The organism is Actinacidiphila acidipaludis (assembly GCF_019890725.1).
Classification (GTDB): Bacteria; Actinomycetota; Actinomycetes; order Streptomycetales; family Streptomycetaceae; genus Actinacidiphila; species Actinacidiphila acidipaludis.
In genome coordinates this window covers 1-25,505 of record NZ_JAINZZ010000063.1, presented here as the reverse complement: position 1 = coordinate 25,505, position 25,505 = coordinate 1, and the positions used below count along the sequence as shown (strand labels likewise).

General features: G+C 72.5%; 21 protein-coding genes and 1 pseudogene. 13 read left to right on the top strand and 9 right to left on the bottom strand.

Translation table 11 applies throughout. From position 1 onward, the window contains the following. Positions 1-139: 139 nt before the first annotated feature. A complete protein-coding gene (locus K7862_RS31450) occupies positions 140-1,123 on the top strand; it encodes a zinc-binding dehydrogenase (protein ID WP_222968283.1) in 984 nt (327 codons plus the stop codon). Between the two features lie 107 nt (positions 1,124-1,230). Here K7862_RS31450 and K7862_RS31445 read toward each other — a convergent pair whose 3' ends face one another. After that, a complete protein-coding gene (locus K7862_RS31445) occupies positions 1,231-4,422 on the bottom strand; it encodes a lectin (RefSeq protein WP_222968282.1) in 3,192 nt (1,063 codons plus the stop codon). Positions 4,423-4,841: 419 nt separating this feature from the next. Between K7862_RS31445 and K7862_RS31440 the strand changes: the two genes are divergently transcribed. Beyond that, positions 4,842-6,689 carry a pectate lyase-like domain-containing protein gene (locus tag K7862_RS31440; protein ID WP_222968280.1) on the top strand — a complete coding sequence of 616 codons (1,848 nt, stop codon included), beginning with the start codon at positions 4,842-4,844 and terminating at the stop codon, positions 6,687-6,689. Between the two features lie 76 nt (positions 6,690-6,765). Here K7862_RS31440 and K7862_RS31435 read toward each other — a convergent pair whose 3' ends face one another. The 4 genes from K7862_RS31435 to K7862_RS31420 form a co-directional block, all read right to left on the bottom strand. After that, on the bottom strand, positions 6,766-7,302 hold the full coding sequence (locus tag K7862_RS31435) for a PadR family transcriptional regulator (RefSeq protein ID WP_222968278.1): 537 nt from the start codon (positions 7,300-7,302) through the stop codon (positions 6,766-6,768). Between the two features lie 36 nt (positions 7,303-7,338). After that, a complete protein-coding gene (locus tag K7862_RS31430) occupies positions 7,339-9,372 on the bottom strand; it encodes an NADPH-dependent 2,4-dienoyl-CoA reductase (RefSeq protein WP_222968276.1) in 2,034 nt (677 codons plus the stop codon). Between the two features lie 132 nt (positions 9,373-9,504). Further along, positions 9,505-11,934 (bottom strand): ATP-binding SpoIIE family protein phosphatase, encoded by a 2,430-nt coding sequence (locus K7862_RS31425; protein WP_222968274.1) that lies wholly within the window; start codon positions 11,932-11,934, stop codon positions 9,505-9,507. Positions 11,935-12,156: 222 nt separating this feature from the next. Continuing rightward, complete coding sequence (locus K7862_RS31420; RefSeq protein WP_222968273.1) at positions 12,157-13,125, bottom strand: phosphotransferase; 969 nt, start codon at positions 13,123-13,125, stop codon at positions 12,157-12,159. A 132-nt stretch (positions 13,126-13,257) separates the two neighbouring features. Here K7862_RS31420 and K7862_RS31415 point away from each other — a divergent pair, with 132 nt between their 5' ends. Beyond that, positions 13,258-13,752, top strand: coding sequence for a peptidylprolyl isomerase (locus tag K7862_RS31415; RefSeq protein WP_222968272.1), 495 nt, complete (start codon positions 13,258-13,260; stop codon positions 13,750-13,752). 75 nt (positions 13,753-13,827) lie between these two features. Here the strand turns inward: K7862_RS31415 and K7862_RS31410 are convergent, their stop codons facing one another. Next, complete coding sequence (locus tag K7862_RS31410) at positions 13,828-14,262, bottom strand: cupin domain-containing protein (RefSeq protein WP_372461704.1); 435 nt, start codon at positions 14,260-14,262, stop codon at positions 13,828-13,830. 190 nt (positions 14,263-14,452) lie between these two features. On the opposite strand from K7862_RS31410, the gene K7862_RS31405 reads away from it, so the two are divergent. The 5 genes and pseudogenes from K7862_RS31405 to K7862_RS31385 all read left to right on the top strand — a co-directional run bounded on the left by K7862_RS31405 (position 14,453) and on the right by K7862_RS31385 (position 20,069). Continuing rightward, positions 14,453-15,172 (top strand): LysE family translocator, encoded by a 720-nt coding sequence (locus tag K7862_RS31405; RefSeq protein WP_222968271.1) that lies wholly within the window; start codon positions 14,453-14,455, stop codon positions 15,170-15,172. A 65-nt stretch (positions 15,173-15,237) separates the two neighbouring features. After that, positions 15,238-16,365, top strand: coding sequence for a PP2C family protein-serine/threonine phosphatase (locus K7862_RS31400; RefSeq protein WP_308012295.1), 1,128 nt, complete (start codon positions 15,238-15,240; stop codon positions 16,363-16,365). Positions 16,366-16,504: 139 nt separating this feature from the next. Next, positions 16,505-17,377, top strand: a pseudogene (locus K7862_RS31395) (quaternary amine ABC transporter ATP-binding protein); the annotation flags it as partial. 13 nt (positions 17,378-17,390) lie between these two features. After that, positions 17,391-19,196: an ABC transporter permease/substrate binding protein gene (locus tag K7862_RS31390; protein WP_222968270.1), complete on the top strand. Its 1,806-nt coding sequence runs from the start codon at positions 17,391-17,393 to the stop codon at positions 19,194-19,196. Positions 19,197-19,610: 414 nt separating this feature from the next. Then, positions 19,611-20,069: an Asp23/Gls24 family envelope stress response protein gene (locus tag K7862_RS31385; RefSeq protein WP_222968269.1), complete on the top strand. Its 459-nt coding sequence runs from the start codon at positions 19,611-19,613 to the stop codon at positions 20,067-20,069. A gap of 74 nt (positions 20,070-20,143) precedes the next feature. Here K7862_RS31385 and K7862_RS31380 read toward each other — a convergent pair whose 3' ends face one another. Then, positions 20,144-21,013 carry an SDR family NAD(P)-dependent oxidoreductase gene (locus K7862_RS31380; RefSeq protein WP_222968268.1) on the bottom strand — a complete coding sequence of 290 codons (870 nt, stop codon included), beginning with the start codon at positions 21,011-21,013 and terminating at the stop codon, positions 20,144-20,146. Between the two features lie 112 nt (positions 21,014-21,125). On the opposite strand from K7862_RS31380, the gene K7862_RS31375 reads away from it, so the two are divergent. From K7862_RS31375 to K7862_RS31365, 3 genes are read left to right on the top strand one after another with little or no spacing between them, the layout of a single operon-like run. Then, the gene (locus tag K7862_RS31375) at positions 21,126-21,695 is read left to right on the top strand and encodes a TetR/AcrR family transcriptional regulator (RefSeq protein ID WP_222968267.1); all 570 of its coding nucleotides are present in this window, start codon (positions 21,126-21,128) and stop codon (positions 21,693-21,695) included. A 44-nt stretch (positions 21,696-21,739) separates the two neighbouring features. Then, positions 21,740-22,399 (top strand): HD domain-containing protein, encoded by a 660-nt coding sequence (locus K7862_RS31370; protein WP_222968265.1) that lies wholly within the window; start codon positions 21,740-21,742, stop codon positions 22,397-22,399. Then, positions 22,389-22,880 (top strand): nucleotidyltransferase domain-containing protein, encoded by a 492-nt coding sequence (locus tag K7862_RS31365; RefSeq protein ID WP_222968263.1) that lies wholly within the window; start codon positions 22,389-22,391, stop codon positions 22,878-22,880. The genes K7862_RS31370 and K7862_RS31365 overlap by 11 nt, the downstream gene beginning before the upstream one ends. Before the next feature lie 45 nt (positions 22,881-22,925). On the opposite strand, the gene K7862_RS31360 is transcribed toward K7862_RS31365, so the two are convergent. After that, positions 22,926-23,114, bottom strand: a complete 189-nt coding sequence (locus K7862_RS31360) for a hypothetical protein (protein WP_222968261.1) — start codon at positions 23,112-23,114, stop codon at positions 22,926-22,928. Positions 23,115-23,187: 73 nt separating this feature from the next. Further along, on the bottom strand, positions 23,188-23,901 hold the full coding sequence (locus tag K7862_RS31355) for a histidine phosphatase family protein (RefSeq protein ID WP_308012294.1): 714 nt from the start codon (positions 23,899-23,901) through the stop codon (positions 23,188-23,190). 44 nt (positions 23,902-23,945) lie between these two features. Between K7862_RS31355 and K7862_RS31350 the strand changes: the two genes are divergently transcribed. Together K7862_RS31350 and K7862_RS37965 are read left to right on the top strand one after the other, a co-directional pair. Further along, complete coding sequence (locus K7862_RS31350) at positions 23,946-24,395, top strand: HIT family protein (protein WP_222968259.1); 450 nt, start codon at positions 23,946-23,948, stop codon at positions 24,393-24,395. Between the two features lie 243 nt (positions 24,396-24,638). Continuing rightward, a partial coding sequence (locus tag K7862_RS37965) for a helix-turn-helix domain-containing protein (protein WP_504740065.1) occupies positions 24,639-25,505 on the top strand: 867 nt, incomplete at its 3' end.

Genomic DNA, 25,505 nt, shown 5'->3' with positions numbered 1-25,505 from the left:
CGGGACACCACGGGCGGTCTGTTGCTTGTGCCGTCCTCGCTCGTCCGACGACGCTGGACGGCGAACGGACCGCCCCGTGCGGGACACAGTGTCCCGTTCGGGAGGTGGTGTCAGTCAACCCCCCTTGAGGAGCCCACCCGTGAGAGCCGTACGCGTCAGCACGTTCGGACCGCCGGACGTCCTCCGCATCGAAGAGGCCCCGGAGCCGGCCCCGGCGGTCGGGGAGGTGCTGGTGGACGTCGAGCTGGCCGGAGTCGGATACGGCGACGTCATCGTGCGGTCCGGCCGCTACCCCTTTCCCCGGCCGTACGTGCCCGGCCTGGAGGTGGGCGGCATCGTCGCGGCCGTCGGCCCGGGCGTGGACCCGGCGCTCACCGGGCGCCGGGTGGTGGCCACCACCACCGGGATGACCGGCGGCTACGCCGAGCGCGCCCTCGCCTCCGCGGGCGATGTCCACGAGGTGCCCCGGGACCTGCCGCTCGACCGCGCTGTGGCCGTCTTCCAGGCGGGCGCCGTCGCGGTCGGCCTGCTGTCGGCGATCCGGCTGCGGCGCGGCGAGACGGTGCTGATCACGGCGGCGGCCGGGCGCATCGGCTCGCTGCTCGTCCAGCGCGCACGATCAGCAGGAGCCGGGCTGGTCGTCGCCGCGGTCGGCAGCGCCGAGAAGGCCGCCGCGGCACGGGAGTTCGGGGCGCACGTGGTGGTGGACCACAGGACGGAGGACTGGGCCGAGCAGGTGAGGGCGGCCACGGGCGGCCGCGGCACGGACGTCACGCTGGACGCCGTCGGGGACTCCGTGGGCGCCGAAGCCCTGGCGGCCACCGCCGACGGGGGCGGCAGGTTCGGCCTCTACGGATTCACTTCGGGCAGCTGGGTCGAACTGGACGCCTACCAGATCGGGCGGCGGGGGATCAGCGTCGTCGGCGCCCTCGGCATCGCCTTCGCCAAGCCGCACGGGGAGCGGCGGGCCGACGCCGCCGGGGCTCTCCGGGCGGCCGCCGCGGGCGAGTTGGCACCCCGCATCCACGGCACCTACGCACTGGAGGACGCCGCGGAGGCGCACACCGTTCTGGAGAAGGGCGGGAACATCGGCGCGCTCCTGCTCACCACCGGCCGGCCGTGACCGGTGCCCGGCGTGCCGCCGCCTTCCCCCCGAGGGCAGGGGGAAGGCGGCAGGCCCGCCGTCACACCGGAAGGCGAGAGCGGATCAGGCCGGACGGAGCCGGGCGGTCAGGACGGCAGAACCCACTTCTGCGCCGCCGAGCCGTTGCACGTGTACAGCTGCAGGTGTGTGCCGGCTGTCGTCGATCCGCTGGGGTCGTCCAGGCACAGTCCCGCGTGCCGGTTCACCAGTTGGCCGGAGGACGAGGCGCGCCACTGCTGCGCCCCCGTGCCGTTGCAGGTCCACAGCTGGACCGACGTGCCGTTGGTGGTGCCGGAGTCGGCGGCGTCGAGGCACTTGCCGAGAACGCGGAACGTTCCGTCGGACGCCATGGTCCACTTCTGCGCGTCGCTGGTGTTGCAGCCCCAGATCTGGATGGGGTTGCCGTCCGTGGTCGCGTTGGCGTCGTCGTCGAGGCAGAGCGACGACGACACGCCCGCGACGACCGAGCCGGTGCGGGTGGTCGCGGCCGGCAGCGTCCAGTTCTGGGCGGCGCTGCCGTTGCAGGTCCACAGCTGAAGCTGGGTGCGCTCGGTCGTGGAGGCGTTCGGGTCGTCGAGGCACAGCGACGACTGCGGGTTCACCAGCGAGCCGTTGGCGCCCGGCTGCCACTGCTGGGCGCCGGAGCCGTTGCAGGTCCACAGCTGCACCAGCGTGCCGGTGGAGGTGCCGGAGTTCGCGGCGTCCAGGCACTTGCCCAGCGTGCGGACCGTCCCGTCGGCCGCGATCGTCCAGTCCTGCGCCGCGGTCCCGTCGCACCCGTAGATCTGGACGTGACTGCCGTCGCTGGTCGAGGATCCCGCGTCGTCGATGCACTGGCTGGACGACACGCCCGAGGTCACCGGCCCGGTGCGCGGCGACGGCGGTGCGACCGTGTCGCCGGCGTACGACGGCGGAGCGGCGGAAGAGGCCGACGCCCAGGAGGTGTTGGCGCTGGTGCCGAGCGAGTACGTCAGAGTGCCGCCCGCGGCGACGGCGCCGGCCGGCGCGTAGGCGTTGTTCCACGCGGCGCCGTTCCATGTCGCCGACTGCACGTACGGCGCGTTGTCGGCCGCGCCGTTCCCGTTGACGGTCAGGGTGCTCCCCGACGGAAGGGTGACCACGGCCTGGGTGAACAGCGGGGAGCCCAGCGCCAGATCGGACGTCCCCGGGGTCTCCGGGAACATCCCCAGCGCCGACCACACGTACCAGGCGCTCATCGCCCCCAGGTCGTCGTTGCCGTCGGCCAGGCCGTCCGGGGTGTTGCGCCAGATCTGGTCCTGGATGGCCCGCACGGTCGACTGCGTCTTGTAGGGCGCGCCCGTGTAGTCGTACTCCCAGGGCAGTTCGATGCTCGGCTCGTTGCCGACCCACGCGTAGCCCTTGTCGCCGGTGAAGCTGCGCAGCACCGTGTCGAGGTAGTGCGTCATCTGCGTCCTGCCGCCCTGTGCCTGCGCCAGGCCGGCCAGGTTGAAGGGCGCCATGCCGGTGTAGATGAAGGAGTCACCCTCCACCATGTCGTTGCCGCTGGTGGGGTCGAAGCCGCCGACCCAGCTGCCGTCGGCGTTGCGGGACTGCAGCAGGCCGGACGCCGGGTTGATGACGTTCCTCCAGTCCTGCGCCCGGTTGAGGTACGTGTCGTGGTCGGCGCCGTCCCCCAGGGCCTTGGCGAAGGAGGACACCGCGAAGTCGGCCGTCGCGTACTCCAGGGTGGTCGCGGCCGGACCGTAGAAGTTGCAGCACCCGTAGCTGCCGTCGTGCGGCAGATATCCGGGCGCGCCCAGGTAGTTCAGCCCGGGACGGTCGTTGTTGGCGTTCGCGGCCTGGGCCACCAGACCGGTCAGTGCGCTGCCGGTGTCGAACCCGGTCGCGCCGAACGCGTAGTAGTCGGCGATGATCGGCGCAGCCGGATCACCGACCATCACGTACGACTCGCCGTTGTCCTCCGACCACTTGGGGAACAGCCCGGTCTGCCGGTACGAGTCGACCATCGACTGTGCGGTGTCCGAAGCGACGGCGGGCGCGACCAGCGCCTCCAGTTGCGCCTGGGAGCGGTAGATGTCCCAGCCGGAGTAGTTGGCGTAGACGGCCTGGTGCCCGGAGTCCACGGTGTGGACCTTGCCGTCGAAGCCGGGGTACTGGCCGTTGGTGTCGCTGATCACGTTCGGGTGCAGCAGCGAGTGGTACAGCGCGGTGTAGAACGTCTGCTGCTGCGCCGAGGTGCCGCCCGCGACCTGCATCCGTCCCAGCAGGCTGTTCCAGCTCGCGTGGGTGGCGTCGCGGATTCCGTTGAAGTCCCAGCCGCCGTTCTCCGCGGTCCGGTTGGCGACCGCGTTGGCGACCGAGACGTAGGAGACGCCGACCTTGGCCTGGACGACGGGGTTCGAGGTCGTGTCGAAGGTGACGTAGCCGCTCGAGGCGGCGGCGGCCGGCGTGGCGCCGCCACCGGCTGTCTTCGCCGCCCCTGACTCCGACTTGGGCATGGTGCCGTGCAGCACCGGCCGGTTGGGCTTCTCGGCGGTGTTCTTGCCGGCCCGCTCGCCCTGGGTGCCGGTGCTCCCCCCGGACGTGGCGGCCCTGGTCGCGGCTGCGGTGCCCTGCGACGCGAACGGCCGGTCGAAGAGCATGTCGAAGTACACGGTGTACGTGTTCCCGGCCCCGCAGAAGTGGCCGCTGGTGATCTGCCCGCTCACCTCGGTGCTGGAGACCTTGGTGAACTGCGTCGCGCTGGCGCCGTTCTGGCTGCCCGTCAGTTTGAACACCAGGTCGGCCTGGCTGGTCGCGGGGAAGGTGAAGCGCGCCATGCCGCTGCGGGTCGTGGCGGTCAGCTCGGTGGTGATCCCGCTGTTGAGCGTCACCTTGTACGAGCCGGCCGAGGCCGACTCGTTCGCGTGCGAGAACGCGGCGGTCGCCGACGTGCTCGTCGACCCGACGGTGGGCAGCACCGGCACGTCGCCAGCGGCGCCGCAGCCCGGCCCCGAGATGTGGCTGAGACTGAACCCGGTGATGGCCGAGTCGTTGTACTCGTAGCCGCCGCCCTCGGGGCGGGAGGTGGTGTCCGGGCTCCACTGGACCATGCCGAACGGCGCGTCCGCGCCGGGGAAGTCGTCGGCCTGGTTGGAGGTGCCGATGAACGGGTTCACCAGCGCGCCCGGGTCGCTCACCAGCGCGGCGCGGCCGGCGGCGTGCGCGGGAGCGCACAGCCCTCCGGCGGCCAGCGCCACGGTGGCCACCACCGCGGCGGCCGGGCCTGGCCGGCACAGCCATGCGGGTCTTCTCATCGCGAACCTTCTTCCTGAACGTCGGTGTGGGGGCGTGAACCGCATCAGCTCGCGAGAGGCTGACAACGTTGTCGAACCGGGGCGAGCCGATCCGGAACGGGTTCACGTGATGGTGCGACGTGCGGAACGACGTGCGGCGGCAGGTGTGGGCACCACTGTCGCCGGCCCGTCAGGTGCGGCCGGTGAAGGATCTGCACCGGGTGGGTCGGGGCGCTCCGGGGTTGCGGTGCGAAAGCCGAGAGAGCGCTCTCGCGTACGGTAGCCAGGGGTCATGACCCCGTCAATAAGTCGGCGATGGGGATCGGCCATCCCGCGTGCGGCGGCTCGGAGTTGGTCCGTCTCCTCCATTGACGCTGCCTGACCCCGATGATTCACTCTCCCCCTGAGAGCGCTCTCTGGCGGTTGAGGACCCAGCCGCAATGTCCTCTCCATCCATCTCTACAGGGAGAGCCGTGTCCGTCATTCCCTCTCGCCGCACCGTGCTCCGTGGTGCGGCCGCTGCCGCCGCGGTGCCGCTGGCAGGCAGCATCTCCGCCGGATCAGCCTTCGCGTCGTCCGCCGCGCCGGCGTCGTCCCCGTCGTCGCGGGGCGCCGACCTGGGCCCGAACGTCATCGTCTTCGACCCGTCCATGGGCGACGCCGCGATCCAGGCGCAGGTCGACGCCGTCTTCGCCGTGCAGGAGTCCAACCAGTTCGGCGACGAGCGGTACGCACTGGCCTTCATGCCCGGTACGTACACCGTGGACATCAACGTCGGCTTCTACACCCACGTGCTCGGGCTCGGCGACAGCCCCGAGGACGTCGTGATCAACGGCCATGTCACCGTCGACGCCCAGTGGTTCGACGGCAACGGCACCCAGAACTTCTGGCGCGCCGCCGAGAACCTGACGATCGTGCCGCCGGACGGCCTCAACCGCTGGGCCGTCGCCCAGGCCGGGCCGATGCGCCGGGTCCACGTCAAGGGCAACATGACCCTGTGGCCGAGCCCGCCCGGCAACCGGTGGTCCAGCGGCGGATTCCTGTCCGACAGCGTCGTGGACGGCTATGTCGAGTCCGGCTCGCAGCAGCAGTGGCTGTCCCGCAACGACACCTTCGGCAGCTGGACCGGCTCCAACTGGAACATGGTCTTCGTCGGAACCCAGGGCGCTCCCGCCCAGAGCTTCCCGACGCCGCCGATGACGACGATCGACCGCACCCCGGTCGTCCGCGAGAAGCCGTTCCTGACCGCGGACAAGCACGGCGCCTACCAGGTGTTCGTGCCCGCCCTGCGCCGCGACAGCACCGGCACCACCTGGGCCGGCGGCCGGGCGGCGGGCCACGGCATCGCGCTGTCCCGCTTCTACGTGGCCCGGCCCGGGGACGCGGTCTCCGACATCAACCGCGCACTGTCCAGGGGCCAGCACCTGCTGTTCACCCCGGGCATCTACAACCTGTCCTCGCCGATCCGCGTCTCGCGCCCCGGCACCGTCGTCCTCGGCCTGGGCTACACGACGCTGCGCTCCACACACGGCAACACCCTCATCGACGTCGCGGACGTCGACGGGGTGACGATCGCCGGCGTGCTGATCGAGGCGGCCTCCGCGCACACCCCCGTGCTGCTCAAGGTCGGCGACGGCGCCTGCGGCGGGCACCGCCACGACAACGACCCGACCGTGCTGTTCGACGTGTTCGCCAGGATCGGCGGCGCGATCGCGGGCGGCGCAGGCGTCAGCCTCCAGATCGACAGCGACGACGTCATCTGCGACCACCTGTGGCTGTGGCGCGCCGACCACGGTCTGGACGGAACCGTGGGCTGGGCGGTGAACCCGGCCGACACCGGCATCGTCGTCAACGGCGACCGCGTCACCACGTACGGGCTCTTCGTTGAGCACTACCAGAAGTACGAGGTGCTGTGGAACGGCGAGCACGGCCGCACCTACTTCTTCCAGAACGAGAACCCGTACGACGTGCCCACCCAGTCGGCGTGGGTCCACGGCTCCACCAAGGGCTACGCGGCCTACAAGGTCGCCGACGACGTCCGCGACCACCTGGCGTGGGGCCTGGGAAGCTACTGCTTCTTCAACCTCAACGCGGACATCTACACCGACCGGACCTACGAGGTCCCCGACCGGCCCGGTGTCGTCTTCACCGACCTGATGACCGTCTGCCTCAACGGCCCGGGCGGCGGCGGCATGCTGCACTGCATCAACAACTCCGGTGACCCGGTGCAGAACGGCTTCGCCGTCTACAACATGAAGCGGTACTCCAACGGCGTGGCCACCGTCTGACCACCGCCGGTCCCGGACGGGACCGGGCGCGTCCCACGACTCGCCCGGTCCCGTCCGGCGTCAGCGCCCGGGGCTGTCAGCCGCCCTCCGGAGGAAGGTCGGCCAGGGTGCGGGTCAGCCACTCGACCCAGAAGGTCTCCAGGCTGAGCCCCGCCCGCAGGATGTGGTGCTGCAGCCGGTTCTCGTCCGCTTCCTCCTCCGCGGGGAAGTCGTGCCGCTCGATCTCCTCGTACAGCGCCAACTGCTGCCGGTGCAGGCCCAGATGGCGGCGCAGCTCGTCGGCAAGACCGCCGGAACCGACCACCGTCGCGGCACGCAGCCGCAGCAGCAGGGGATCCCGGATCGGCTTGGGGTCCTGGTTCTCGGCGACCCACCGCGTCAGCTCCGCCCGGCCGGCCGCCAGCACTTCGTACTCCTTGCGCTGCCCGCGGCTCGGCGGCTGCGGCAGCGCGTGGATCAGGCCGTCGCGCTCCAGCCGGTTCAGCTCGCGGTAGATCTGCTGGTGCGTCGCCGACCAGAAGAATCCGATGGACTTGTCGAACCGCCGCGTCAACTCCAGGCCCGAGGACGGTTTCTCCAGCAACGCGGTCAGGATGGCGTGCGGCAGCGACATGAGGCGATCCTAGGGTCCGCGATCATCACCGTCCCTCTACAGCCGTGCCGCCAGCCGGGTGCCCTGGTCGATCGCCCGCTTGGCGTCCAGTTCCGCCGCGGTGTCGGCCCCGCCGATCACATGCGGGCGCAGCGCCCGCGCCCGCAGTTCGGCGTCCAGCGCCCGGTTCGGTTCCTGGCCGGTGCACAGCACCACCGTGTCGACGGCCAGTACCCGCGGCTCGCCGTCGACGGTGATGTGGAGGCCGTCGTCGTCGATCCGCCGGTACGTGACACCGCCGGTCATGGTGACGCCGCGGTGCCGCAGTTCGGTGCGGTGGATCCAGCCGGTGGTCCTGCCCAGCCCGGCGCCGACCTTGGTCGTCCGGCGCTGCAGCAGGTGCACCGTGCGCGGCGCCGCGCGGCGGACCGGCTCCACCAGGCCGCCGGGGGTGCGGTGCGCGCCGTCGACGCCCCACTGGGCGAGGAAGGCGTCGCGGTCCAGCGCGGTCTCCTGGCCGGGGTCGGTGAGGTACTCGGCGACGTCGAAGCCGATCCCGCCCGCACCGAGGATCGCGACCCGCCGGCCGACCTCCGCCCTGTCGCGCAGGACATCGAGGTAACCGAGCACGCTGGGGTGGTCGGAGCCGGGTATCGCGGGGTCGCGCGGGGTGACGCCGGTGGCCAGCACGATGTCGTCGTAGCCGGCGGCACTGAGATCGTCGGCGGTGGCGTGCGTACCGAGCCGCAGGTCCACGCCGAGCGTTCGCAGCCGGTGGCCGTAGTAGCGGACGGTCTCGTCGAACTCCTGCTTGCCCGGGACCCGCCGTGCGAGGTTGAGCTGGCCGCCGATCTCGGGGGCGCTGTCGTACAGGGTGACGGCGTGCCCGCGTTCGGCGGCCGCCACCGCGCAGGCCAGACCGGCCGGGCCGGCGCCGACGACGGCGATCCGCTTGCGCAGCCGGGTGGGGGAGAGGACCAGTTCGGTTTCGTGGCAGGCCCGCGGGTTCACCAGACAGGAGGTGATCCTGCCGCTGAAGGTGTGGTCCAGGCACGCCTGGTTGCAGCCGATGCAGGTGTTGATCGCCTCGGGCCGGCCGTCCGCCGCCTTCGCCACGAAGTCCGGATCGGCCAGCAGCGGCCGCGCGAGCGACACCAGGTCGGCGTATCCGTCGGCGAGCAACTGCTCGCCCAGCTCCGGGGTGTTGATGCGGTTGCTGGTCACCAGAGGCACCGACACCGCGCCCATCAGCTTCTTCGTCACCCACGCCCACGCGCCGCGCGGCACCGAGGCGGCGATGGTCGGGATGCGCGCCTCGTGCCAGCCGATGCCGGTGCTGATCAGGCTCGCGCCCGCCGCCTCGACGGCCTGCGCCAGGGCCGTCACCTCGTCGAGCGTGGAGCCGCCCGGGATCAGGTCCAGCATCGACAGCCGGTACATCAGGATGAAGTCGGGCCCGACGCGCTCGCGGGTCCGGCGCACGATCTCCACGGGGAACCGCATCCGGTTCTCGTACGAGCCGCCCCACGCGTCGGTGCGGCGGTTGGTGGGCGCGGCGACGAACTCGTTGATCAGGTAGCCCTCGGAGCCCATGATCTCGACTCCGTCGTAGCCGGCCCGGCGCGCCAGCACCGCGCAGCGGACGAAATCCTCGATGGTGCGCTCCACCTGGTCGGCCGTCAGTTCGCGGGGGACGTGGGGGCTGATGGGGGCCTGCAGCGGGCTGGGCGCGACCAGAGCCCGGTGGTAGGCGTAGCGGCCGAAGTGGAGGATCTGCAGGGCGATCCGGCCGCCGGCGGCGTGCACCGCGTCGGTGACCGCGCGGTGGGCTTCCGCCTCCTCCTCGGTGGTGAGCTTGGCGCCCTGTTCCCAGGGGCGCCCCTCCTCGTTGGGGGCGATGCCGCCGGTGACGATGAGGCCGACGCCGCCGCGGGCCCGCTCGGCGTAGAACGCGGCCATCCGCGCGAAGCCGTCCGGCGCCTCCTCCAGGCCGACGTGCATCGAGCCCATGATCACGCGGTTGGGCAGCGTGGTGAAGCCCAGATCCAGCGGGCTGAGCAGACGGGGGTAGGCGGTCGCGACCTGGGTCATCGCGGGCTTCCTCTCGGGCGCGGCGTCGTGGCCCGGTCATTATGCAACTAAGTGCAAAAGAGGGGAAGCGCCAGGGTCGGCTCAAGCCTGCCCCGGTGACTCCCCGGTCAGCCCGCGGATCGCCCTCGCCGGTCAGCCGGACGGAATGCCGTCCTCCGGCTCGTCCGGAATCGGCTGCTCGGCCCAGATCGTCTTGCCGTCCCGCCCGTACCGGCAGCCCCAGCGCGAGGAGAGCTGGGCGACGATGAACAGGCCGCGGCCGCCCTCGTCGGTGGTGCGCGCCCGCCGCATCCGCGGCTGGGTCGGGCTCGCGTCGCAGACCTCGCATACCAGCACGCCGTTCTTGATCAGCCGCAGCCCGATCGGCGGCCGGGCGTGCCGCACGGCGTTCGTGACCAGCTCGCTGACGATCAGTTCGGTGGTGAACGCGAGGTCCTCCAGACCCCAGTCGGCGAGCTGGCGGGCGGTCGCCTCGCGCGCGTGCGCCACCGCCTCCAGATCGGCCGCGAAGTCCCAGCTCGCCATCGAGTCCTCGGACACGGCCCGGGCCCGCGCCAGCATCAGCGCCACGTCGTCGTGCGGGGCGTCGATGCCGAGTTCGGCGATGATCGCCCGGCCGGTCTCGGCGAGCGGGCGGTCCGGGTCGTAGACGGAGGTCAGTGCCGCGGCCAGCCGCCGTGTTCCCTCGCCGAGGTCGGCCAGGAGCCGCCCCTGTGCGTCCTGCTCGATCAGACCGTCGGTGTAGAGGGCGAGGACGTCACCGGGTTCGAGCCCGATCGTGGCCGATTCGTAGGGCGCCCCGGCCACGGGGAACGGCGGTCCCTGGGAGACATCGACGATCTCCGCCTCCTTGCCGGGGCGCAGCAGCACGGGCGGCGGATGACCGGCGCTCGCCATGGTGCAGCGCCGGGTCACGGCGTCGTGGATCGCGTACAGGCAGGTGGCGCCGACCACGTCGTGCGAGTGCGGCTCCGACTCGTGCGCCAGCCGCTGCACGAGGTCACCCACCCGCGTGAGGAGTTCCTCGGGATCGAGTTCCAGGTCGGCGAGGGTCTGGATGGCCGTGCGCAGCCGGCCCATGGTGGCGCTGGCCTGGATGCCGTGGCCGACGACGTCCCCGGCGACCAGCGCCAGCCGGAACGACGGCAGGGGGATGGCGTCGAACCAGTCACCGCCCACCGCCGCACCACGGCCCGCGGGAAGGTACACGCCGGCCGTCTCGGCCGCGGGCGTGTCGGTCGTCGACGGCGGCAGCAGCCGCTGCTGGAGCACACCGGCCGCCCGGTGCTCGTGGGTGTAGCGGCGCGCGTTGTCCAGGGCGAGCGCGCCGCGCGCGGCCGCCGCCTGCAGCAGGGCCGCGTCGTCCGCGGTGAACGGCTCCGACGGGCCCACCCGCCACGCGGAGACGGCCCCCAGCACCAGGCCACGGGCCGCGATGGGGGCCACCGCGACGGAATGGAAGCCGTCAGGGAAGACCGCGTCGGCCATGCGCGCGCCCAGCGCCGCCGCCACCTCGTCCCGGGTCAGGGAGACGGCCTCCCCGTACCTGCCGTGGCGCAGCCCGAGGTAGCCCGGGTGCCGCAGCACCGGGTCGCCCTGGTCGGGGCGCGGTCCCCAGGGGGCGCCCGCGGGCGCCGTGGCGACACCCCGCAGCCCCTCGCCGTCACCGGTCCACCGCGGCGGCTCCTCGCCGACGAGGACCGCCTGCACCAGGTCGACGGCCGCGGCGTCGGCGAACCCGGGGGCCAGCACGCCGACGAGTTCCTGCGCGGTGCGCGGCACGTCCAGCGAGTCCCCGACGCGCTCGGCCGTCTCCCGGACGAGATCGGTCAGCCGCTCGGGGCCGGGCGGCCGCCCGCCGTCCACGAACACGGACGCCACACCCGCGGGCCGGCCCTGCTCGTCCTCCAGACGCAGCGCCGACCAGCACAGGACCCACTCCCGCCGCGGGTCGTGCCGTGATGTGAGGCGTTCCTTGTTCCGCATGATCGGCACGCCGGTGTGGAGCACGTGCCGCAGCAGCCTCTCGACGCGTTCGGCGTCCTCGGCGACGGCCACGTCCCCCAGCCGGCTGCCAGGCAGCAACTGGGGGCCGAAGGCGCCGTCGGGCGTCGCGCCGGTCTGGACGACGGCCAGGTCGGCGTCGTGGAGGGCGATGCGGATACCGCGGTTGCCGGAGACGGCGTCGAAGAGCGCGACCTCCTGCTCACGGCCGGTCACCTGCCGCGCCGAGGCCGCCAGGATCAGCGAACCGCCGGGGCCGTCCATCGGGGTGGCGCGGAAGACGGTGTCGACCGTTCCCCCCGGCCGGTGCCGCAGCGGCACCCTCCCGGACGCCGGGATCACGGCCTGCTCGGCGCTGGGGGCCGCGCCCGGGCCGCCGTTGCTTCCGGCCAGCAGCTCGGTCACATGGCGTCCGCAGATCTCACCGGCGGTGAAACCCGTGAGCATCTGCGCGGTAGCGGTCCACCGCAGTACGGTGCCCCGGCTGTCGACCACGACGGCGGCCAGGCCCTCGTCACCGATCGGCAGGGCGCCGTCGCCAAGGCTGGACACGGTCATCGCGCCTCCAGGCTGAGACCCTCCTCACCTTTCACCGTACGGGCTATCACGATGTGACGCTTCTGCTGTGCGCCGCCCGGCCGGCGACGGCCGGGCGGCGCAAGGGGCATGGGGTGGTGCGGGGTGGCGCGACGGCGCGCGGAGGGCGCCCGTCGGCGGACGAAAGCCCAGGCGGCCCGCCTCGCCCGCCTCCATGGGCGGGACCGCTGACGGCCGCCGGGGTCAGCCGGCCAGGTGGCCCTGGAGATACGTCCACGCCGCCGTGGTGTCCTCGCCCGCCTCGTGCGGGCCGCGCAGTTCGGCCACATAGACCGCGATGTCGGCGAGGTCCCACCACAGGCGGTACAGCGCCAGCGCCGTGGGGGAGACGGGGTGGCCGGTTTCGCGGGTGTAGCGGGCGAGCAACTCCGCGTCGCCGTCGAGCATCCACAGGTCCCGCTCCGGCGGGGCCAGCCGGACGGTGTCCCAGTCGATGAGGCACAGGCCCGTCGCGCCGCGGATCACGTTGCCGGGATGCGGTTCGCCATGGGTGACGACCCAGGTGCCGGAGGCCTCCCGCACCTCTTCGGCCAGCCGGTCGAACGCGCCGAGCATCGTGCGCAGTAGGTCGGTTCGGCGGGTCAGCAGCGCCCTCGCGGGTTCCGCGAAGGGGCCACCGGACCAGGGCCGGCCGACGTCCAGCAGGGCGGCCTCGAGGTCGTTCCTGCCGGGCAGGACCAGATCCCCCCGCGGCGCCTTCGCGACGGCCGCCCCGTGCAGCCGGACCAGCAGGTCCAGCACGGCGGGCACGTCCTCGCGGCGATGCCGGCCGAAGTCCCCGGCCACGCCGTCCACGAGCGGGAACACGGCGACGGTGTGCCGCTCGCCCAGGAGCCGGACGGTCGCCCCGGTCCGGTCGGGGACGGGCGCCACCACGAACTCCAGGCCGGCGTCCCGGCGCAGCGCCAGCGCGGTGTCGAGGGCCGCAGTGAGCCGTGCCAGGGCGGCCGGGCGCTCGCCGCTCAACACGTCCACGGTGACGAAGAGTTGGCGCGTCGAGCCGCCCCGGCCCGGGTCCGCGACCTCGGCGGTCCAGTGGTGGCTGCCGAAGCCCACCGGCCGGTACGCGACCGCCCGCGCGGTGAGCCCCCATCCGTCCGCCAGCGCGGCGACGAGGTCGTCGTCGCGGACACCCGGGGGTCTGTCCTTCATGGCCGGTGAGTATCCCCGAACCCCCTCGCGCACGGCCAGGCGATAACCGGTGTGCGGCCGAGTCCGGCGAAACGCCCGGCCCGGGCACGCCGCGATTCGGTCACACGGGGAGGGGATGCCAGGATGGGGGTCATGGACAACGTGTACTTCGACATCACCATCGACGGCGCGCCGGCCGGACGGATCGTCTTCCGGCTCTTCGACGACGTCGTTCCCAAGACCGCTCAGAACTTCCGTGAGCTGGCGACCGGCCAGCACGGCTTCGGCTACGCCGGCTCGGCCTTCCACCGTGTCATCCCCCAGTTCATGCTGCAGGGCGGTGACTTCACCCGTGGCGACGGCACGGGCGGCAAGAGCATCTACGGCGAGAAGTTCGCGGACGAGAACTTCCAGCTCAGGCACGACCGCCCGTTCCTGCTGTCCATGGCCAACGCCGGCAAGAACACCAACGGCTCGCAGTTCTTCGTCACCACCGTGGCGACGCCGTGGCTCGACGGCAAGCACGTCGTCTTCGGCGAGGTCGTCGAGGGCCAGGACCTGGTCAGCCTCATCGAGAGCAAGGGCTCGCAGAGCGGACGCACCAGCTCCAAGGTCGTCATCGCCGAGTCGGGCACCGTCGCGGCCTGACCCGCTGCCGGACACGCCGGCCGCTCCCACCGCGCACCGCGGCGGGAACGGCCGGCGTGTCCGCGTCCGGGGCCGTCACCGGAACGGGCATCCCGGGTTCGGCGCGTCCTCCGACAAGGGGCTGCCCGCGGGGTCGACGTAGAGCACGTCCAGCACCACCGGGGTCGTCCCGAGGTTGCGCCCGATGTGCACACGTCCGGGCCCGCTCGGCTCGACGAACGCCGTTCCCGCCGCGTACGTCCCGTCGGTGGCGCAGGTGTGGTCGCTGTGCGTGAGCGTGCCCTGGCGGACGTACGCGTACAGCGTTCCGTCGTGGTAGTGCCAGCCGGTGCTGCCGCCCGGCTGGAGCGTGATCTCCCGCAGGATGTAGTCCTTGCCGCCCACGGTCTGCTGGGCGAGGACGACCGCGCTCACCCCCGAGGCCGGAGTGGCGTGCGCCGTCGCCGGCATCGCCACCACCGCCAGCACTCCCGCCGCCACCGCGCAACCCGACCGCCATGACCTGCGCACGTCGTGACTCCTCCCGGTACCCGGCCGGCGACACGGCGTCGCCGCCCGCGCAGGATCCTAGATCCTCTCCCGGGCCCGCCGCGGTTCTTTCCGGCGGTCCGGACGGGCGAGCCGCCCCCCGGCGGCCGGCGCCGGCATCCGGCGGGACATCGTGATGGACAGACCGGCGCCCGGGCCGCACGATGACGCCATGCCCGCAACCGTCCCCGCCTTCCTCGCGGTCCTCCCCGCCTTCCTCGGCGCCTGCGTGCTGATCGCCGCGTCGCCCGGTCCCAGCACCATGCTGATCATCCGTCAGTCGCTGCGCAGCCGCCGCGCGGGCTTCCTCACCGTGCTCGGCAACGAGACCGGGGTCTTCCTGTGGGGCATCGTCGCCGCCTGCGGGCTCACCGCGCTGCTCGCCGCGTCCCAGGCCGCCTACGACGCGATGCGGATCGTCGGCGCGGTCGTCCTCGTCGGCTTCGGCGTCCAGACGCTCCGGGCCGCGCGGGCGGCCCGCCACTCCGACGGCGACGCGGCACCCGCCGCGGAGAACGCGAACGTGAGCGCGAACGCCGCCGCCGGCGGCGATCCGCTCCCGGAGGCCGCCCGGTCGAGGCCTCCGGAGCGGCGCGCCGGTTTCCGGGCCTACCGCTCGGGGCTGCTGCTGAACCTGGCGAACCCGAAGGCCGCCGTCTTCGCGCTGTCCTTCCTGCCGCAGTTCGTGCCCGCAGGGGACCCCGAACTGCCGGCGATGATCGCCCTGGCGGCCATCTGGGCGGTGTTCGAGGTCGGCTACTACGGGCTCTACGTCTGGTTCGTGGGGCGGATGCGTTCCCTGATCTCCCGGGCCGGGGTCCGCCGCCGGCTGGAGCAGATCTCCGGGGGAGTGCTGGTGCTGCTGGGCCTGCGGCTGGCCGTGGAGGGCTGAAAGCACGGAGGTATGGCCGCGCCGTTGGGGCGGAATGTTCTGATCATCCGGTTTACGCTCGGCTGGTGGCGAGCGACGATCCCCCCGAGGACGAGCCCTGGCACCGCCGTCCCCGGACGGGGCGGCAGCCGCGGCCGCGCGCCTTCTGGGCGCCGCTGGTGCTGGCCGGGGTGATCTGCGGGCTGGCGCTCATGACGCCGAAGGACTTCGCGGTCAGCCGCCTGCTGCCCGCCGCGCCCGCGCTGGCCGCATCGATGTGGTCGGTGGCCGCGACCGTCGCCCTGGGCCTGCTCGCTCTCGCCGTCGTGCTGATCATCGAGATCGTCTACAACCCCGACGCCACCTCGTTCACCGCGGCCGCCATCCTCGCCGTCACCGCCGCGGCCGCCTACGCCGGCCATGTGCGCCTGCAGCGGGAACGCACGCTGAGCCAGGTGCGGTCGGTCGCCATGGCCGCGCAGTCCGTGGTGCTCCGCCCGATGCCGCACCGCCTGCGTGACCTCGGCATCGAGACGCTGTACCTGGCGGCCGCAGAAGAGGCCAGGGTCGGCGGCGACTTCTACGAGGCTCTCGACACACCCCACGGGGTGCGGCTGCTCATGGGTGACGTCCGGGGCAAGGGCCTGTCAGCCGTGGGAACGGCCGGCGCCATCACCAACGCCTTCCGCGATGCGGCCTTCGAGGAGCCCGACCTCGTCGCGATCGCGCGCCGGCTGGACCGCTGCATGACCCGCTACAGCCAGACCCGCAACGACCCCACCGCGTCCGCGGAACGTTTCGCCACCGCCGTGTTCGCCCAGATCCCCCCGGGGAGCCGCAGCCTCGACCTGCTGAACTGCGGTCACCCGCCGCCCCTGCTGCTGCACGACGGCGGCGTCCGCGTCCTGGATCCGACCGACGCCTCCCCGCCGATCACCATGGCCGCGCTGATCGGCGACGCGTACACCGTCGACACGCTGCCGCTGGCCGCCGGTGACCGGCTGCTGCTGTACACCGACGGTGTCACCGAGACCCGCGACCGGGCGGGCGTGTTCTTCCCGCTCGCCGAGTGGGCCGGCACCCAGGACGCCGCGTCGCCCCGCGCCCTCCTGGACGCCCTCCACCACCGGCTCGTCCGCTACAGCCGCGGTGCGCTGGACGACGACATCGCCGCGATGGTGATCCGCGTGGACGGGCCCGCGACGGCCGTCTGAAGCCCTCCGGCGCCCGCCGCCTGATGCGTGTGTGCCGACTTTGGTTGTACGGGACGGATGTGATCTGGAACACGGTGTAGTTTGCATCGAGATTTCACGGGCAGCGGCGGCTGGACAGTGAGCGATCCGCCCGCGGGGGATGCGGGTCGCTCTTCGCGCGACCCGTGAGGTGTATGTGTCAAGGCTGCAGGTCGAGCATCTGTACAAGGTGTTCGGGCCACGACCGGAGGAAGCGGTGCAACGGCTCAGGGCCGGCGCCGGAAAGACGGAACTGCGCGAGAGCGGTGACACCGCGGCGGTGATCGACGCGTCGTTCGAGGTGGCTGAAGGCGAGATCTTCGTCGTCATGGGCTTGTCCGGCTCGGGCAAGTCCACGCTGCTGCGCACCCTGAACGGGCTGCTTCCCCCGACCGCGGGCAGCGTGCACTACGAGGGACGCGACCTCACGGCACTGGACGCCGCCGAGCTCCGCCACGTGCGGGCCCACGGCATCAGCATGGTCTTCCAGCACTTCGCGCTCTTCCCGCACCGGACCGTGGTCGACAACGCCGCCTACGGCCTCGAGGTGCAGGGCGTGCCGCGCCCGGAGCGCCAGGAACGGGCCGAGGAGGCCCTGCGGCTGACCGGTCTGGAGGGCTGGGAGCAGTCCTGGCCCGACGAGCTGTCCGGCGGCATGCAGCAGCGCGTCGGACTCGCCCGCGCCCTGGCCACCGACGCCGACGTGCTGCTCATGGACGAGGCGTTCAGCGCGCTCGACCCGCTGATCCGGCGCGAGATGCAGGAACAGCTCCTGGAACTGCAGCGGACGCTGCGCAAGACCATCGTCTTCATCACCCACGACCCGCACGAGGCCGTCCGCATCGGCGACCGCATCGCCGTCATGCGCGACGGCCGCATCGTGCAGAACGGCAGCGTCGAGGACCTGCTGCTGCGGCCCGCCGACGACTACGTCGCCTCGTTCATGGCCGACGTCGACCGCGGCGCCGCCTTCGCGGACCGGCGTCCCGCCGCGGGGGTGAAGGCGCATGCCTAGGATTCCCCTCGGAGACTGGGCCGACAACGTCGTCTCCTTCCTGCGCGACCACTTCAGCGGCCTCTTCGACGTCGTCTCGAGCATCGTGTCGGGGATGTACGACGGCGTGGACGCCGTGCTCACCGGCCCGCAGCCGCTGCTGCTCGCCGGGATCCTCGCCGTGCTCGCGCTGTGGCTGCGCGGGCCGCTGGCGGCCGTACTGGCCTTCGCCGGCTTCGCGCTCATCGACTCGGTGCAGCAGTGGCACCAGGCCATGGACACCCTGTCCCTGGTGCTGGTCGCCACCGTCGTGACGCTGGTGGTCGCGCTGCCGCTGGGCGTCTGGGCGGCGCGCAACCGCACGGTGAGCTCCGTGCTGCGCCCGGCCCTGGACCTCATGCAGACCATGCCGGCGTTCGTCTACCTGATCCCCGGCATCTTCTTCTTCGGCGTCGGCGTCGTGCCCGGCATCATCGCGTGCATCGTCTTCGCACTGGCGCCCGGCGTCCGTATGACGGAGCTGGGCATCCGCCAGGTCGACGCCGAACTGGTCGAGGCGGCCGAGGCGTTCGGCACACCGCCGGCCAGGACGCTGCTGCGGGTGCAGCTCCCGCTGGCCCTGCCGACCATCATGGCGGGCGTCAACCAGGTCATCATGCTGGGCCTGTCGATGGTGGTCGTCGCCGGCATGGTCGGCAGCGGCGGCCTCGGCCAGTCGGTGTTCACCGCCATCAGCCAGGTCGACATCGGCCTCGGCTTCGAGGGCGGCGTGTCCGTGGTCATCCTCGCGATGTACCTGGACCGGATGACCGGTGCGCTGGGCGGCCGGGTCACCGCCGTCGGCCGCCGGGCCGCCGCCGCGCTGCCGCAGCGCGCCGGCCGGCGGGTCCTCGCCTACCGGCCGCAGGCGTCCCTCGCCGTGGTCGGCGTGGTCGCCCTGGCCCTGGTGGCCGGCGGCATGAACGTCTTCGCGGGCAGCGGCACCAACGAGGCGACCGTCCCCGCCAAGGACGACGTGGGCAAGGGCCGCTCCATCGACATGGGCTACATCCCGTGGGACGAGGGCGTCGCCACCACCTTCCTGTGGCAGGAGATCCTCAAGGAGCGCGGCTTCGACCCGAAGGTCACGCAGTACGACGTCGGCGCCCTCTACACCGGCATGTCCACCGGGAAGATCGACTTCGAGACCGACTCCTGGCTGCCGACCACGCACGCCTCGTACTGGGCGAAGTACCGCGACAGCCTGGAGGACCTCGGTTCCTGGTACGGCCCGACGTCCCTGGAGCTGACCGTCCCGTCGTACGTCAAGGACGTCAACTCGCTGGCCGACCTCAAGGGCAAGAGCGGCGAGTTCAAGGGCCGCATCATCGGCATCGAGCCCGGCGCGGGCGAGATGAAGCTGCTCAACGACACGGTGCTGGCCAAGTACGGACTCAAGGGCCAGTACCAGGTCGTGGCCGGCTCGACCGCGGGAATGCTGGCCCAGCTCGACCGCTCCATCAAGGCGAAGGAGCCGGTCGTGGTGACGCTGTGGTCGCCGCACTGGGCGTACGACACCCACAGCCTGAAGAAGCTGAAGGACCCGCTGAACGCCTGGGGCAGCGGCGACGGTGTGCACACCCTCGCGCACAAGGGCTTCAGCGCCAAGGAGCCCAAGGTCGCGGCCTGGCTCAAGGGCTTCCACCTCACGGACAAGCAGCTGACCTCGCTCGAGGCCGCCGTGCACAAGGCCGGACAGGGCCACGAACAGGACGGTGTGCACGCCTGGTTGAAGCAGAACCCGGGGATCGTCGACAAGCTGGCGCCGGTCGGCTCCTGACCCGGACCGCGCGCGGCCGGCCGCACCCGGCCTGTCACGCTCCACGGCCCCGCCCGTCCCGCCGCACCCGGCGGGCACGGGCGGGGCCGTTGCGCTGCCTCCCCAGGCCCAAGATGGAACCTCAGGTAAAGGGTGAGGGTGAAGCTGAACCGCACGGTGAGGGTGGGTGCGCGGCGGAGGTGTGGGGAGGGCCGGACGCGGGGTGATCCGGCCGAGCGGGACGGCTGCGCGGACCGGACGTGGAGTGGCGGGGTCGCCCGAACGGCTGCACAGTGGCAGGGAAGGCCGGTTCGTTCCACGCCCCCGGCCAGCAGGCCGGTTCGGCGCCGCGGCGCCGGTTCCCGAGCCGCCGTGCGGCCCCAGAGCCCGGCGGTTCACCGCCCGTACCACCCTCCAGCGAAGGGGACCTTCCCCATGGCAGCCACGGACACGTTCTCGTCGAATTCGTCCACGTCCTCGGACTCCTCCAACACCAACCGGCACAAGGGCGGCGTCAACGGAAAAGTCGTCATCGCCGACAGTGTCGTCGCCACCATCGCCGGCATCGCGACCCGCGAGGTGGAGGGCGTCTATGCCATGGGCGGCGGTACCACCCGCGCGATGGGGGCCGTCCGCGACCGGGTCGCGCGTTCCGCCGACCACACCCGCGGGGTGTCGGTCGAGGTCGGTGAGAAGCAGGCCGCGATCGACCTGGACATCGTCGTCCTCTACGGCACCGAGATAGCGGACGCGGCGGCCGGGATCCGCTCTCACGTGGCCAGTACCGTCGAGCGGATGACCGGCCTCGAGGTCGTCGAGGTCAACGTCAACGTCCGCGACGTGCACGTCCCCGGTGAGGAGACCGACGAGGAGGAGGAAGTCCGGGTCCGCTGACCCGCGGCTTCCCTCCGGGGCCCGCCCCTCCGGGCAAGCCCCGACGTCCTACCGCGTTCCCGGCGGCCGGCGGCTCAGCGCGCGGAGTGCCCGAGCGGGTCGATGTGCTCCGCCGTCGCGCCGTCGGCCGTGGTGGACTCGCTCAGTTCGCGCCAGCGCTCGTCCTCGGCCAGCAGGTCACGCCCGGCCGCGGTCGCGTAGGCGTACGCGTCCGGGCCGACCAGCAGCCGCACCGGCGGTTCGTCGAGCGCCACGACGTCCAGCACCAGCCGGGCGACCTTGACCGGATCGCTGGCCGAGGTGCTTCCCGAACCGTGCATGGCCGCCATGGCGCCGACGGTCGGGGCGTACTCCGGCCGCACGGGGTCGACCCGCATCGACGAACCCGCCCAGTCCGTCGACATGCCTCCGGGCTCCAGCACGGTGACCTTGACACCCAGCGGCGCCACCTCCTTGGCCAGCACCGAGGAGAAGCCGCCGACGGCCCACTTGGCCGCCTGGTAGGCCGACAGCCCCGGCGTGGACATCCGGCCGCCGACCGAGGACACCTGGACGATGTGGCCCGACCGCTGCTCGCGGAACAGCGGGAGGGCGGCCTGCGTCAGCCGCACGACCCCGAAGAGATTGGTGTCCACCTGGGCGCTGAAGTCGTCGAAGGGGACGTCCTCGACCGAGGACACGTTGGCGTACCCGGCGTTGTTGACGAGCACGTCGAGTCGGCCGAACCGGTCGACGGCAGTGCGCACGGCGACCTGCACCTGGTCCGCGTCGGTGACGTCGAGCGGGACGACCGCGATGCGTTCCCCGTGCTCCGCCACGAGGTCGGCCAGGGCGGACGGCGACCGCACACCGGCGACCACTCGGTGGCCGGCCTGGGCCGCGGCGCGGACGATCTCGCGTCCGAGGCCGCGGGAGGCCCCGCTGACGAGAAAGACGTACGACATGTGAGGACTCCTGTCCGCTCAGCCCACTAACTGGTTGGTTAGCTTCTTTCTTCCATGGGACACCTGAAACGGTCCGCTGTCAACTATCCGGTTAGTTGCTACAGTGGCTGTCATGAACAGGGACGCGGAGGCGACGCGCCGACGGCTGCTGCGGGCGGCGACGGAGGAGTTCGCCGCCTACGGCATCGCGGGGGCCCGCGTGGACCGCATCGCGGCCGCGGCCGCGAGCAACAAGGCGCAGATCTACCACTACTTCGGCAGCAAGGACGGTCTCTTCGACGCCGTCTTCGACCTCATGTGCCGTGAGACGCTCGACGCCGTCCCCATCGACCCGGCGAAACTGCCCGAGTACGCCGGCCGCCTCTTCGACTCCTACCAGGCCCGCCCCTGGGTGCAGCGGCTCGCCGCCTGGTACCGGCTGGAGCGCGCCGGAAGCGGCACGCTGCTGCCCATCGTCCTGGAGAGCAACGCCGCGAAGATCGACGCGGTCGCCGCAGCGCAGCGCCAGGGCCTGCTGCCGACCCGGTTCACCGCACCCGAGCTGCTGGGCCTGGTCCTGCACCTCTCCGGCTTCTGGAGCTCGCACACCCCCGAACTCGACGCCCGCCTCGCCGACGACACGGCCGACCGCCGGCGGCAGGTCGTCGTCGAGGCGGTCGCCGCCCTGGTCGCCTCACCGTGACGCCGAACGCCGGCCCGCGCACGGACCCCGGTACGGTGACGGGAATGCGCCTGCCCACCACCGACGAGATCCGCGCGCTCCACCAGCGCCACGCCCCGTCCCCCGAACTCTTCGACAGCGTCTACACGCACTGCGAGATCGTCGCGAAGATCGCGGACCAGCTCGCCGAGACCACGGGTACCGCCGCCGACCGCGACCTGGTCCGGGCCGGCTGCCTGCTCCACGACATCGGCGTCTACCGCCTCTACGACGCCTCCGGCCGCAGGAGCGACGAGAGCTACCTGCTCCACGGGCTGCTCGGCCACGAGATCCTGCGCGGCGCGGGATTCCCCGAGGAACTGTGCCGGTTCTGCTCCTGCCACACCGGCGTCGGACTCACCCGCCAGGACATCGTGGTGCAGCAACTGCCGCTCCCCGAGGGGGACTACGTCGCCGTGACGACGGAGGAGCAGTTGGTCATGTACGCCGACAAGTTCCACAGCAAGACCAGTCCGCCCCGGTTTGTCAACGCCGACAGCTACGCCGAGCACGTCCGCCGGTTCGGCGAGGACAAGGTGGAGGATTTCGCGCGGCTCCGCGCGAAGTTCGGCGAGCCCGAACTCGACGGCCTGGCACGCTCCTACGGCCACGCGGTGCAGGAGGGGCGGAATTCGCTCGCCCCCGCCGAGAGGGCTCGCTACCGTGCGCCGGGTGATGACCGCTGAGGACGTGCTGTCCGTCGTCGCCGTGGCGCGGCAGGCCGGCGCAGACATCTGGATCGGGGGCGGGTGGGGAATCGACGCCCTGCTCGGCGAGCAGACCCGCCCGCACCGCGACGTGGACCTGATGCACCGTCAGGAGCAGGAATCCGCGCTGGTCGCCGCGCTGGCCGCCGCCGGTTTCACCGAGACGCTCGACTGGCGCCCGGTCCGCTTCGTGGTCAGTCACCCCGACGGCCGCGAGATCGATCTGCACCCGCTCGTCTTCGCCGACGACGGATCCGCCCTCCAGGCCTCGCTCGACCCCGGCGTGCCGTTCGCCTATCCCGCCTCGTGCTTCGTCACCGGCACGATCGGCGGAACCACCGTGCCGTGCCTGTCGGCCGAACAGCAGGTGTTCTTCCACCAGGGATACGACCCGTCCGACCGCGACCTGCACGACATGGCGCGGCTGCGTGAGCGGTTCGGCATCGCCACGCATTTCTGACAGCGGCGTGGCGCGGCCGTGGGCGTGCCCCTGCCGGGCTGGTCGTCATGGCCGGCCGCCGGCGTCCGGCGGGCCCGCCGCCGGCAGCGCCGGCGCGCGCCGGACGGCCGGGCTCAGCGAGGCGGCGACCGCGCAGCCCAGCATGACCGCCGCCAGCACGAGCACCGACGAGCGCGCGCCCGCGACCGTCAGCAGCCACCCCGCGCCCAGCGACGCCGGCGGCATGACACCCATGCAAAGAAGTCCTCTCAAGAGGTCCGGCCCGGTCGGTTCGCGCGGCGGGGTTCAGCGGCTTGATGCGGTGGGTTCAGAGGTGTGAGAGGTGGTCGATCGCGCCGAACTCCGTCATCCGCATGAGGGAACCGTCGCTGTCCCAGCGGGAGACGGAGGCGTTGGGGATCGGCAGGAGCCCGGGCACCGGCGCGCCGATGCCCGCCAGGATCTGACGCACCGCCAGGACCACCGCGTCATGGGCGACGATCAGCAGGTGCTCACCGGGCGCGTTGACGGACACCTCGTTGAGGAAGTCCCGCACCCGCAGCAGGACGTCGGCCATCGACTCGCCCCCGGGCGGCCGGTAGAACCATTCACCCACCCGCTCGCGGCGTTCCGCCTCCTCGGGCGCGTGAGCCCGCATCGCCGGTGGCGTCATCAGTTCCAGCACGCCCATCTCCCGGTCGCGCAGCCGCTCGTCCAGCAACGCCTCGGCGGGGACCACGCCGAGCTTCCCGGCCGCCCCGGCCATCACCTCCCAGGTCTGCACCGCCCGCATGTAGGGGGAGCACACCACCACGGTCGGCCGGTCCACGCCGTAGAGGTCGCCCAGCCACTGCCCGGCCGCCCGCGCCTGGGCCACGCCCAGCGGAGAGAGCGGCACCACGGCGTCGCACGGCTCGGGCACCGCCTCCGCGGTGTCCCCGGTCCGGACGGCCCGCGCGAACACGACGTTCGCGCTGCTCTGCCCGTGCCGGACGGCGGTGACCCGCCGCAGCGAGCAGCGAAAGCCCAGGGGTTCCGTCACGATGACACCTTCCTGAGGGGCGGCACGGCTCTAGGATCCCGGCCATGACGCCTTCGGACTGCTACGCGTGCCGCCACGAAGCACTGTTCGACGACCTTCCCCCGCGCGAGCGGGTGGCCCACGACGGGCTGTGGCGCGTGGCCCACGACTTCAACACCGCGCTTCCCGGCTGGCTGGTGCTGCTGCCACGCCGCCATGTGACAGCGGTGCACGACCTGACCGACGCGGAGGCGGGCGCGCTCGGACAGTGGCAGGTCCGGCTGTCCCGGGCCCTCCTGGCCGTGACCGGCTGCGCCAAGACGTACGTCGTCCAGTTCGCGGAGGCCGAAGGCTTCGCACATGTGCACTTCCACATCGTGCCCCGCATGCACGACATGCCCCTGGAACATCGAGGAGCGCGTGTCTTCGCGCTGCTGCGCAGGCCGGAGCCGGAACGGGTGACACCCGAGCACGCGGACGAGGTGGCGCTCGCCGTGCGGGACGCCCTCGGCTGAGGCACGGTTCGCCGCTGTGGGTGCGCGGCACCCGGCTGGGGCGCGACGCGCGCGCCGCGCCAGGGCCGTCGCGCCGGCCGGGGGTCGACCGTGGCGCGGCGGGCGGGACTGTCAGGCGCCGTTGATACGCTGCGGTGAACAGGGAAGTCCGGTGCGGGAACAGAAGGATGCGGGTGTGAGCGACCGCGGAGCGCGGACCGTGGCCTCGGCCCGGAATCGCAGCCAGGGCGACGGAGTGCGGCGGTGACGCGGCGACCGTCCGAGCGGACCGGCCGCGGCCCGGCGGAGGACGCGGGCTCACGCCACGGTGGTTCGGGCGAGCTGCTGGGAGCCGTCGAGGCCCTTCTCCACGCCGTCGAGACCGGCCGCGTCCTGCCGCCGCCGGCCGAGCGCGTGCGGCTGCGCGAGGCGGCCGGGCTGACCGAAGCGGCCGTGGCCCAGGCCCTCAAGGTGCGTTCCGCCAGCGTGATCGCCTGGGAAGCCGGACGCAGTGAGCCGGCGGGGGACAAGCGCGAGGCGTACCGGCACCTGCTGGAAGGACTCGCGGCCCGTTTTCCCGCGGGCACGTCCGCCGAACCCGGTCCGGAGCGGGCGCGCGGTGCGAGCGTCGTATCGGCGCACGAACCGGTGGCCGGGCTCCGGTCCGAAGTTGATGCGGGGAGGTCGCCGGAGGCCGAGCCCGAATGGTCACCCGCGAACGGTTCGGAGCCGTCGACCGGGCGCGCAGCCGAGCCCGGCCCGGCTCGGTCGGCCGAGGACGACCAGTCGCCGTTGCCCGCCGCCCCCGTGCCGCTGTCAGGGGCCGATCCCGTGCCCGTACCCGCACCGGACGTAATGCCGCGTCCCGCCCGCGATCGGGCGGCAAGAGGCAGCGTTCGCCGCCCGGCCGCCGCAGGGTCGCCGCGGTCCTCCCGGCAGGCGCAGGCCGAGCGTGCTCCGGAGCAGCGGGCCGCCGACGACACACGGTTCGCCCACGGCCCCCTCGGCGTGCTGGCCGGCGACGGATCGCTGTACTGCGCGGGCGGTCTCGTTCTGGAGTGCCCGGCGAAGACGCTGCCCGAGCTCGTGGAATGGACGCTGGCCGAAGCCCGGTTGGGAGCGCCGCGTCTG

What these genes read in the sequence shown, in the direction of transcription:
- K7862_RS31445 (WP_222968282.1), bottom strand. Translation starts at nt 4,422, where the DNA reads ATGAGAAGACCCGCATGGCTGTGCCGGCCAGGCCCGGCCGCCGCGGTG.
- K7862_RS31440 (WP_222968280.1), top strand. Translation starts at nt 4,842, where the DNA reads ATGTCCTCTCCATCCATCTCTACAGGGAGAGCCGTGTCCGTCATTCCC.
- K7862_RS31435 (WP_222968278.1), bottom strand. Translation starts at nt 7,302, where the DNA reads ATGTCGCTGCCGCACGCCATCCTGACCGCGTTGCTGGAGAAACCGTCC.
- K7862_RS31430 (WP_222968276.1), bottom strand. Translation starts at nt 9,372, where the DNA reads ATGACCCAGGTCGCGACCGCCTACCCCCGTCTGCTCAGCCCGCTGGAT.
- K7862_RS31425 (WP_222968274.1), bottom strand. Translation starts at nt 11,934, where the DNA reads ATGACCGTGTCCAGCCTTGGCGACGGCGCCCTGCCGATCGGTGACGAG.
- K7862_RS31420 (WP_222968273.1), bottom strand. Translation starts at nt 13,125, where the DNA reads ATGAAGGACAGACCCCCGGGTGTCCGCGACGACGACCTCGTCGCCGCG.
- K7862_RS31415 (WP_222968272.1), top strand. Translation starts at nt 13,258, where the DNA reads ATGGACAACGTGTACTTCGACATCACCATCGACGGCGCGCCGGCCGGA.
- K7862_RS31405 (WP_222968271.1), top strand. Translation starts at nt 14,453, where the DNA reads ATGCCCGCAACCGTCCCCGCCTTCCTCGCGGTCCTCCCCGCCTTCCTC.
- K7862_RS31390 (WP_222968270.1), top strand. Translation starts at nt 17,391, where the DNA reads ATGCCTAGGATTCCCCTCGGAGACTGGGCCGACAACGTCGTCTCCTTC.
- K7862_RS31385 (WP_222968269.1), top strand. Translation starts at nt 19,611, where the DNA reads ATGGCAGCCACGGACACGTTCTCGTCGAATTCGTCCACGTCCTCGGAC.
- K7862_RS31380 (WP_222968268.1), bottom strand. Translation starts at nt 21,013, where the DNA reads ATGTCGTACGTCTTTCTCGTCAGCGGGGCCTCCCGCGGCCTCGGACGC.
- K7862_RS31375 (WP_222968267.1), top strand. Translation starts at nt 21,126, where the DNA reads ATGAACAGGGACGCGGAGGCGACGCGCCGACGGCTGCTGCGGGCGGCG.
- K7862_RS31370 (WP_222968265.1), top strand. Translation starts at nt 21,740, where the DNA reads ATGCGCCTGCCCACCACCGACGAGATCCGCGCGCTCCACCAGCGCCAC.
- K7862_RS31365 (WP_222968263.1), top strand. Translation starts at nt 22,389, where the DNA reads ATGACCGCTGAGGACGTGCTGTCCGTCGTCGCCGTGGCGCGGCAGGCC.
- K7862_RS31360 (WP_222968261.1), bottom strand. Translation starts at nt 23,114, where the DNA reads ATGGGTGTCATGCCGCCGGCGTCGCTGGGCGCGGGGTGGCTGCTGACG.
- K7862_RS31350 (WP_222968259.1), top strand. Translation starts at nt 23,946, where the DNA reads ATGACGCCTTCGGACTGCTACGCGTGCCGCCACGAAGCACTGTTCGAC.